General features: G+C 70.3%; 8 protein-coding genes. 3 read left to right on the plus strand and 5 right to left on the minus strand.

Translation table 11 applies throughout. The features are described 5' to 3' along the window. Positions 1 to 2 precede the first annotated feature (2 nt). The gene (locus H2041_RS18405; protein WP_293415235.1) at positions 3 to 1,040 is read right to left on the minus strand and encodes a DUF1176 domain-containing protein; all 1,038 of its coding nucleotides are present in this window, start codon (positions 1,038 to 1,040) and stop codon (positions 3 to 5) included. A 100-nt stretch (positions 1,041 to 1,140) separates the two neighbouring features. Here H2041_RS18405 and H2041_RS18410 point away from each other — a divergent pair, with 100 nt between their 5' ends. Continuing rightward, positions 1,141 to 1,518 carry a DUF423 domain-containing protein gene (locus H2041_RS18410; RefSeq protein ID WP_293415237.1) on the plus strand — a complete coding sequence of 126 codons (378 nt, stop codon included), beginning with the start codon at positions 1,141 to 1,143 and terminating at the stop codon, positions 1,516 to 1,518. A gap of 3 nt (positions 1,519 to 1,521) precedes the next feature. Here the strand turns inward: H2041_RS18410 and H2041_RS18415 are convergent, their stop codons facing one another. Further along, positions 1,522 to 2,739, minus strand: coding sequence for a multidrug effflux MFS transporter (locus H2041_RS18415; protein WP_293415239.1), 1,218 nt, complete (start codon positions 2,737 to 2,739; stop codon positions 1,522 to 1,524). Between the two features lie 104 nt (positions 2,740 to 2,843). Between H2041_RS18415 and H2041_RS18420 the strand changes: the two genes are divergently transcribed. Beyond that, positions 2,844 to 3,839, plus strand: a complete 996-nt coding sequence (locus H2041_RS18420) for an alpha/beta hydrolase (protein WP_293415241.1) — start codon at positions 2,844 to 2,846, stop codon at positions 3,837 to 3,839. Positions 3,840 to 3,847: 8 nt separating this feature from the next. After that, positions 3,848 to 4,840, plus strand: a complete 993-nt coding sequence (pip, locus tag H2041_RS18425; protein ID WP_293415243.1) for a prolyl aminopeptidase — start codon at positions 3,848 to 3,850, stop codon at positions 4,838 to 4,840. A gap of 15 nt (positions 4,841 to 4,855) precedes the next feature. On the opposite strand, the gene rodA is transcribed toward pip, so the two are convergent. The 3 genes from rodA to H2041_RS18440 are packed head-to-tail and all read right to left on the minus strand — an operon-like array spanning position 4,856 to position 8,512. Further along, the gene (gene rodA / locus H2041_RS18430; protein ID WP_293415244.1) at positions 4,856 to 6,010 is read right to left on the minus strand and encodes a rod shape-determining protein RodA; all 1,155 of its coding nucleotides are present in this window, start codon (positions 6,008 to 6,010) and stop codon (positions 4,856 to 4,858) included. Continuing rightward, the gene (gene mrdA / locus H2041_RS18435) at positions 6,007 to 7,986 is read right to left on the minus strand and encodes a penicillin-binding protein 2 (protein ID WP_293415245.1); all 1,980 of its coding nucleotides are present in this window, start codon (positions 7,984 to 7,986) and stop codon (positions 6,007 to 6,009) included. Before mrdA ends, rodA begins: the two co-directional genes overlap by 4 nt. 13 nt (positions 7,987 to 7,999) lie before the next feature. Next, complete coding sequence (locus H2041_RS18440) at positions 8,000 to 8,512, minus strand: hypothetical protein (RefSeq protein ID WP_293415247.1); 513 nt, start codon at positions 8,510 to 8,512, stop codon at positions 8,000 to 8,002. Between the last annotated feature and the right edge of the window lie 157 nt (positions 8,513 to 8,669).

The following is an 8,669-nucleotide window of genomic DNA, read 5'->3' on the forward strand; positions in this document are numbered from 1 at the left end:
GTCTAGCGGCTCCGGTAGCTGACCGGCCAGAACTCCGGCAGGACGCCCTGGCACTCCGGCATGATGGTCTGGGCCTTCATGGCGAAGCGCGATCCGGTCCAGACCCATTCGTTCAGGGCGCCGCAGTCGCCCAGCCCGCGGCCCTTGTCGAAGTTGGAGAGGGTCTGGGTGTCGGGATCGAAGCCGATGTTCATCACCTCGCTGGCCGGCTCGCCGTCCGGATAGGGCAGTTGCAGCACCTGCGGGTTTCCGCCCGCCTCGTCGGTGACGAACAGGCTGTAGATGACGTTGTAGGCGCCGCGCGAACAGGCCACGCCCCAGAAGAGCTTGCCTTTGGCCAGCCGCGCCACCACCGGCTCCAGACTGATCTCGGCGATGTCCTCGTCGCAGCCGCTCAGCTTCGCACGCAGGGCGGCGCTGGGCGCGTTGGGAAGCCCGCCCTGGGCGATGCGTGGCGCGGGCGTCAGCACGGGCGCCGCCGGCGCGGCCGGGACGGCGCTCGCCGGCTTGTCGCCGCGGGCCACCAGGGCCGTCCTCGTGCCGGCGCGCTTCTGCCGATCGTCCATGAACCGCAGCGCCGCGCTCGACCCGGAGAGGGAGACCGACACCGCCGGCTGCCCCTGCTCCAGGGCCGTCAGGCTGCGCCCGTCGGCGATCTGCCCCATGAGCGCGGCGGTCTGTTCGGCGGTCAGTTCGGTCACCCGCATGGCCGGCTCTTCGTCCTCCGCGCCGGGGGTCGCCGGCAGGGCCGACAGCGCCGGCGGCGAAGCGCCGTCCACCTGCAGCGTCAGGGTCGCCGCGCCTTCGCCGGCCGTCAGGAGCCGGGCCGTCGGCGCCGCGTCGGCCTCGCCCGACCGGCGGATTTCGAGAAAGCCGCTGGAGCCCATTTCGCCGAGTTCGCCGAAGCCGACGGCGGTGCAGGTGCGGACATTGTCGCAGACCACCGCCCAGTTTCCGAAGCTGCCCGTGTCCGCACTGGCGCCGGCGGCGACGGCGCTCATCGCGCCTGCGACCAGAATTGCGGCGGTCCTGGATTTCATCTGCGCCCTCCCCTGCTGCGGCCGGTACGGATTGGCCAAGCCCGCCGGGCGGACTAATCAGGCCTGGCGGCGACGCCGTTGTAACGCAGGAGCGCGAAGAATGGGCAGCCTCGATCGCATCTGGCTGGGCCTGGCCGCCATCGGCGGCCTGCTGGCCGTGGCCATGGGCGCCTTCGGGGCGCACGGCATGGAGGATCCCCAGGCGCGCCAGTGGCTGGCCACCGGGGCCAACTATCTGATGACCCACAGCCTGGCGGTCTTCGCCGCCGCCTTCGTGGCCGCAGGCGGCGCCCGGCTGGCGCGGCTGGCGCCCGTCCTCTTCCTGACCGGCGCGGCCGTCTTCTCCGGCTCGCTCTTCGCCATGGCCATGGGCGCGCCGCGAATCCTGGGCGCGGTGACGCCGGTCGGCGGCCTGCTCTTCATGGGCGGCTGGATCGTCCTGGCCGTCGCCGCCCTCTCGCGTCCGCCGAAGGCCTGAGGCCTAGGCTTCAAGTCGCCGCCTGGGCAAGGCCAGCAGGTGCAGGGCCGCGGCCGAGCCGGCCAGGGCCAGCGCCATGGTCACCGCCATCGGCCGCGCCGTACCGTCGTGGAACAGGCCCGTGAGACTGGAGGCGATCGCGCCGACCCCGAAGGAGGCCCCGCCCATCAGGGCGGAGATCGAGCCGGCGCGGTAGGGGTCGACGCTCAGGGCGCCCGCCATGGTGTTGCCCTGCATGAAGCCGTAGGTCGACAGGACGACGAACAGCAGCGGCAGCACCGTCCACCGCTCGCCGACGCCCGTCAGGGCCGCGGCGAGCAGCAGCACGCCGCCGGCCACGGCGATCAGGCTGGCCCGCCCCAGCACCCCGTCGGGGGTGGCGTTGCGCAGCAGGTAACGGTTGACCTGGCTCGCCCCGATCACGCCGGCGGCGTTGAGGCCGAACACCCAGCCGAAGTTCCCCGGCGAAATGCCGTACGTGTCGATCAGCAGCTCCGGCGAGGCGGAGATGTAGGTGAAGAGGGTCGCACCGTTCAGCGCCCCGGCCAGCGCATAGCCCATGAGCCGCGGCTCGCGCAGCAGGACCCCGAAGGCGCGCAGCGGATTCTCCGCCCGGGCGCGGCGGGCCGTCTCCTCCGAGCGGCTCTCCTCCAGGCGGAAGAAGGCGAAGGCGCCGACGGTCAGGCCGAACAGGGTTAGGACCCAGAAGTTGGTCCGCCAGCCGGCGACCTCCAGGATGGCGCCGCCGATCAGGGGCGCGACGATCGGCGCGACGCCCATGATCAGGGTCAGCAGCGACAGCATGCGCGCCGTCTCGGTGTGGTCGAACCGGTCGCGCACCACCGCCCGGGCCACCACCCCGCCGGCGCAGCCCCCCAGCGCCTGGACGAACCGCGCCCCGATCAGCATTTCCGGGCTCGTCGCCAGGCCGCAGGCGACGGAGGCGACGATATAGACCCCGATGCCCACCAGGATGGGCGTGCGGCGGCCGAAGCGGTCGGAGGCCGGCCCATAGATGAACTGGCCGATCGCCATGCCGGCGAAGAAGGCGGCGACGGTGGCCTGCGTCTGGGCTGCGGTCGCCCCCAGCGCCTGCCCGATCGTCGGCAGGCTCGGCAGGTACATGTCGATGGACATCGGCGCGAAGGCCGTCAGCGCGCCGAGCAGGATCACGAGCCCCCAGGGCGTGGGGACGGGAGCGGCGGCGCGGCTTTGGGTCATGGGGTCTTCTACCCCGGATCGAGGCGATGGGAAGGGCCGGCGCCTTGCCTTCCGCACGGGGAGATCGCCAACTGGAGTCCGACCGCCAGACCGGAGCCGTCCCCATGACCGACCTGCCCGCAGCCTTCGACCGTCAGATGCCGCCGTCCCAGAGCGCACAGATCAACGGGATCGGGATGACCTGGTACGAGGCCGGCCCGAAGGACGCCCCCGCCATCGTCCTCTGCCACGGCTTTCCGGAGACGGCCTTCTCCTGGCGCTGGCAGATCCCGGCGCTGGCCGAGGCCGGCTACCGCGTGATCGTCCCCGACCAGAGGGGCTACGGCCTGACCGAGGCCCCGCCCGCGGTGACCGACTACGACATGGCCCATCTGACCGGCGACCTGGTCGGCCTGCTGGACCACCTGAAGATCGACAAGGCCGTGTTCTGCGGCCACGACTGGGGCGGCATCGTCGTCTGGCAGATGCCTTTGATGCATCCCGACCGCTGCGCCGGGATCATCGGCCTGAACACGCCCTTCATGCGCCGCTACCCGATCGACCCCATCGAGCTCTTCCGCAAGACCTTCGGCCCCGACATGTACATCGTCTGGTTCCAGACGCCGGACGAACCGGAAGCGGTCCTGGGCGCCGACGTGGAAAAGACCATGCGCTTCTTCATGCGCAAGCCCGCCGCCGTGCGCGACGCCGGGGAGGCCCCGAAGGAAGGCGGTTCGAGCTTCGCCTTCGGCCAGGCGCTGGCCCACTACGATCCGGCGAACGATCCCAACCAGTTCCTGTCGGACGAGGACATGGCCGTCTTCGTGGCCCTCTTCCAGCGCTCCGGCTTCCGCGGGGGCGTCAACTGGTACCGGAACTTCAGCCGCAACTGGCAGGCCTCGGCCGACCTGCCGACCCGGATCGACGGCCTCCCGTGCCTGATGATCATGGCCGAGAAGGACGCGGTCCTGTCCCCCGCCATGGCCGACGGCATGGAAGAGGTCATTTCCGACCTGGAGAAGGTGCTCGTGACCGGATCGGGCCACTGGACGCAGCAGGAGAAGCCGGAAGCGGTGAACGGCTTCATCATCGACTGGATGCGTCGGCGTTTCCCGGCGTAAATAGGCCAATGGATCGTCCGAACGCCCCCTTGTCCTTCTCCGCCTCGACCGGTCGCCGGGGGTTGTTCGAAGAGAACGAGCCCTTCGCCCACGGCTGGCTCGCCACCGAGTCCGAGCACGAGGTCTATTACGAGGAATGCGGCAATCCGCAGGGCAAGCCCTGCGTGATCCTGCACGGCGGCCCCGGGGGCGCCATCAACTCCACCATGCGACGGTTCTTCGATCCGTCGAAGTGGCGCATGGCCCTGTTCGACCAGCGTGGCTGCGGCCGCTCCCATCCCAACGCCCGGCTGGAGCACAACACCACCTGGACGCTCATCGCCGACATCGAGCGCCTGCGGGTCAAGCTGGGCGTCGAGAAGTGGACCGTCTTCGGCGGCTCCTGGGGCTCCACCCTGGCGCTGGCCTACGCCATCACCCACCCCGATCGCGTCGAGGCCCTGGTGCTGCGCGGGGTCTTCCTGCTGACCGAGCGCGAGCTGCGCTGGTTCTATCAGGACGGCGCCTGCATGCTCTTCCCCGACGCCTGGCAGCGCTTCCTGGCGCCGATCCCCGAGGCCGAGCGCGGCGACCTGATGGGCGCCTATTACAAGCGCCTGACCCATGCCGACCGCCGGGTGCAGGCCGAGGCCGCCACCGCCTGGAGCCAGTGGGAGGGCGACACCATCTCCATCCGGGGCCCAGAGGCGCGGCCGTCCAAGTTCAACGAGGTGGACTTCGCCATCGCCTTCGCCCGGATCGAGTGCCACTACTTCGTCAACAGGGGCTTCTTCCCCGAAGACGGCTGGATCCTGAAGAACATCGACAAGATCCGCAGCATTCCCGGCTGGATCGTCCAGGGCCGCTTCGACGTGGTCACGCCCATGGAGGCGGCCTACAGGCTGCGGCAGGCCTGGCCCGAGGCGCGGATGGAGGTCGTCTGGGACGCGGGCCACGCCTCGACCGAACCCGGCGTCGTCGACGCCCTGGTCCGCGCCACCGACCAGGCGCTGGCCCTCTAGGCCTCGCGCCGCCGCTTAGACGAACGCGCCCTTGCCGCTGGTCACCTCGGTGTAGCGGTGGACGCGCACCGACTGCACCAGGCCGAAGCCGATCATCACCGTCATCATCACGGTGCCGCCGTAGGACAGCAGCGGCATGGGCACGCCCACCACCGGCGCCAGCCCCATGACCATGGCGCCGTTGATCAGGACATAGAGGGTGAAGGTCGCCGTCACCCCCGACGCGGCCAGCCGGCCGAAGTGGCTGTGGGCCAGGGCGGCCGTCCGCAGCGCCATGAAGATCACCGCCGCATAGAGGGCGAGCACGGAGGCGCAGCCCAGGAAGCCGAACTCCTCGGCGAGCGTCGCAAAGATGAAGTCGGTGTGCTTCTCGGGCAGGAAGTTGAGCTGGCTCTGCGAGCCCAGGCCGTAGCCCTTGCCGAAGAAGCCGCCGGAGCCCAGCGCGATCTTGGACTGCAGGATGTGGTAGCCCGAACCCGAGGGATCGCTCTCGGGGTTCAGGAAGGTCATGACGCGCTGGCGCTGGTAGTCGTGCAGGACGAACATGACCAGCGGCGGAATGGAGACCAGGAAGCCCACCACGGCCGTCCCGATGACCTTCCAGGACAGGCCCGCCAGGACGACGATGGCGCCGCCGGTCAGCGCGATCAGCATGGCGGTGCCGAGGTCCGGCTGGTGGGCGACCAGCAGGACCGGCGCGGCGATCATGGCCGCAGGCACGAGCAGCCACCAGGAGAGCCGGGCGTTGTCGGCCGAGACCCCGTGATAGAAGCGGGCCAGCGCCAGCACGATGCCGACCTTCATGATCTCGGACGGCTGGAAACTCATGAAGCCGAGGTCGAGCCAGCGCTGGGCGCCCATGCGCACGTCGCCGACCAGCTCCACCGCCACGAGCAGCAGCAAGCCAAGGCCGTATATGGGATAGGCGAGCGCGAACCAGACGCGCAGGTCGACCATGGCCAGGATGACCATGACCACGAAGAAGAAGCCGAAGCGGAACAGGTGCGCCGCCGCCCACGGCTCCCACGAGCTGCCGGCGACGGAGAACATCATCAGGGCGCCCGCGCCGGCGATCAGGCACAGCGCCAGGCAGAAGGTCCAGTCGATCTGGCTGAACTTGACGATCAGCCGGTCCCGCTCGCCGGGACGGGTCAGCGCGCTGACGGTCACGTGGGCTCTCCAGGCTCGGCGACGATGGGGCCGGGCGTCGGCGCGGCGGGGGCGACGCCCTCGGGCTCCAGCTCCGTAACCTCCGGCATGGGCAGAGGCCGCTCGATGCGGGCGCGGATCTCCGGATCCTTCAGCAGCGCCACGCGCATGACCTCGCGCGCCCGCGGCGCCGCGGCGGTGGCCCCGCCCAGCCCGCCGTGCTGGATGATGACCGAGACCGCATAGCGGGGGTCGTCCACCGGCGCGAAGGCGACATAGAGGTTGTGGTCCTTCAGCCGCCACTGGGCGTGACGGCTGTCGCGCGAGGCCAGGCCGTCATAGCTGCGCACCTGGGCGGTCCCCGTCTTGCCGGCCATCATCACGTCGCCCAGGCCGAGCTGGCTCTGCCGATAGGCGGTGCCGCTGACGTCGTTGGCCACGGAGATCATGCCGCCGCGCACGTAATCCAGGTGCTCGGCCGGGAACGGCAGGTCGGGCACGGCGTCGCCGGGCTTCATCGGCACGCCGCCCACCGACTTCACCAGCCGCGGGTTGAGCGCCTTGCGCCCGTTGGCCAGCCGGGCGGTCATGACCGCCAGTTGCAGGCCGTTCACCGCCACATAGCCCTGGCCGATGCCGTAGCTGACGGAGTCGCCGGGGTGCCATTTCGGGTCGCGCTTGACCTGCGTGCGCTTCCACTCGGTGGAGCCCACCACCCCGCTGCGCTGGCCGGGTATGCCGATGTCGAAGGTCTGGCCGAAGCCGAGCGCCTTGGCGGCCTCGGCGATGTAGTCGGGCCCGATCTCCAGGGCGACCTGGTAGAAGTAGACGTCGCACGAGTTCTTGATGGCGTCGTGCATGTCCTGCGGGCCGTGGCCCCCATGGCGCCAGCAGCGCCAGGTCCGTCCGCCGAAATACCAGCCGCCCGAGCAGTTGATGCGCCGCGAAGGATCGACGCCGGCGTTGAGCGCGGCCAGGGCCACGGTCGGCTTGAAGGTGGAGCCCGGCGGATAGGTGCCGCTCATCGCCTTGTCGAGCAGCGGCCGCCGCTCGTAGTCCGCCAGGGCGCGGTATTCGGCCACCGAAAGCCCGCGCACGAAGCGGTTGGCGTCGAAGCTCGGCGCCGAGACCATGCACAGCAGATCGCCCGAGCGGCAGTCCATCATCACGATGGCGCCGCTCTCGTCGCCCATCACCTCCAGGGCGCGGGTCTGGATGTCGGCGTCGAGGGTCAGCTCGATCGTCTTGCCCGGCACCGCCGGCAGGTCGCCGTCCTGATCGTGGCGGATCTCGCGGCCGCGCGCATCCACCTCGATCTTCTTCGCCCCGGCGCGTCCGCGCAGATCGAGGTCGAAGGCCTTCTCCACCCCCTGGCGGCCGATGCGGAAGCCCGGATGGAGCATGATCGGCTCGGAATTGGGGCCCGTCTCGGTCAGATCCTCGCGATTGACCTTGGCCACATAGCCGATCACGTGGGCGAAGGCGCCGCCGTGGGGATAGACGCGCACCTCGCCCATGTCGGCGGTCACATTGGGCATTTCCGGCGTGCGGATGTTGATCGCCGAGAACTGCTCCCAGGTCATGTCCTCCATGACCGAGACCGGCACGCTGCGGGGCGTGCGCTCGAACTCGCGCAGCAGCCGCGCCTGCCTGTCCTCGTCCAGCGGCACGAAGTGGGCCAGGGTCTTCAGCGTCTCGCCGGGCTCATGCTCCCCGTCCTTCACCACCAGCAGGCGGAAGTTGGGACGGTTGGAGGCCAGGATCTGGCCGTTCCGGTCGACGATCAGGCCGCGCGGCGGCGGCACCAGGCGGAAATTGAACTGGTTGGAGGCCGAAAGCTTCTGGTAGCGCTGGGCCTCCAGGATCTGCAGGTGCGCCAGCCGGCCGCCGAGCGCCAGCAGGCCTGCGCCGGCGAAACCGCCCAGCAGGAAGCTGCGGCGGTGGAAGGCCCCCTGCCGTTCGTTGACCTCGGAAAAGAAGATGGACGGCTCGCTCAACGCCGTCGGCCCCCTAACGGAATCTGATGTCGGCGTCCTCGAACCGGTCGATGAGCCGGTGCGCGAACGGGTACAGAAGGATTGTGGCGAGGAATTGCCATAGCATGGCCAGCAGGTTCGGGGTGGCCCTCACATCAAGTTGTGTGACCAGGAAGGCCGTCGCTTCGGTGAGGGCGCAGGCCACGGCGAACCAGGCCCACATCATCGGCCGGCTCTGGCCCACCATCATGTTACGCGCGCCGAGCACCGCCCCATAGGCGACGAGAAGACACAGGGCCCACATGCCCAGCGGCCCGCCCCAGAAGATGTCCAGAAAGAGCCCCATGAGGAGCACGGCGAAGGGGGCGATGAAGGACGGCCGGATGACGGCCCAGGCGAAGGCCGGGACCATGCAGAAGACCGGTTCGGGCAGGCCCCAACCGAACAGCCGCAGCGGCACGGCGAAGAGGATGGTGGCGCCCAGGCACTGCAGCATCGGCAGGGCGAGCCAGCGCCAGGGGTCCAGGCGACCGGCGGCGAGGCTCAAAACACCGGCTCCAGCGGCTGCGGCGGAGGCGACTCGGCCGGCTCGGACGGCGTGACGGGCGCGGTCTTCGGGGCGGGCGCCTTGGCCGGGGGCGATTTCGCCGCCGGAGCCTTGGGCGCGGGCGTCTTCGGCGCCGGCGGCGAAATCGCCCCCGGCC

Source organism: Phenylobacterium sp. (assembly GCF_013911965.1).
GTDB lineage: Bacteria > Pseudomonadota > Alphaproteobacteria > Caulobacterales > Caulobacteraceae > Phenylobacterium.

Excerpts from the sequence above, each read along its gene's own strand:
- H2041_RS18405 (WP_293415235.1), bottom strand. The coding sequence starts at position 1,040 with ATGAAATCCAGGACCGCCGCAATTCTGGTCGCAGGCGCGATGAGCGCC.
- H2041_RS18410 (WP_293415237.1), top strand. The coding sequence starts at position 1,141 with ATGGGCAGCCTCGATCGCATCTGGCTGGGCCTGGCCGCCATCGGCGGC.
- H2041_RS18415 (WP_293415239.1), bottom strand. The coding sequence starts at position 2,739 with ATGACCCAAAGCCGCGCCGCCGCTCCCGTCCCCACGCCCTGGGGGCTC.
- H2041_RS18420 (WP_293415241.1), top strand. The coding sequence starts at position 2,844 with ATGACCGACCTGCCCGCAGCCTTCGACCGTCAGATGCCGCCGTCCCAG.
- pip (WP_293415243.1), top strand. The coding sequence starts at position 3,848 with ATGGATCGTCCGAACGCCCCCTTGTCCTTCTCCGCCTCGACCGGTCGC.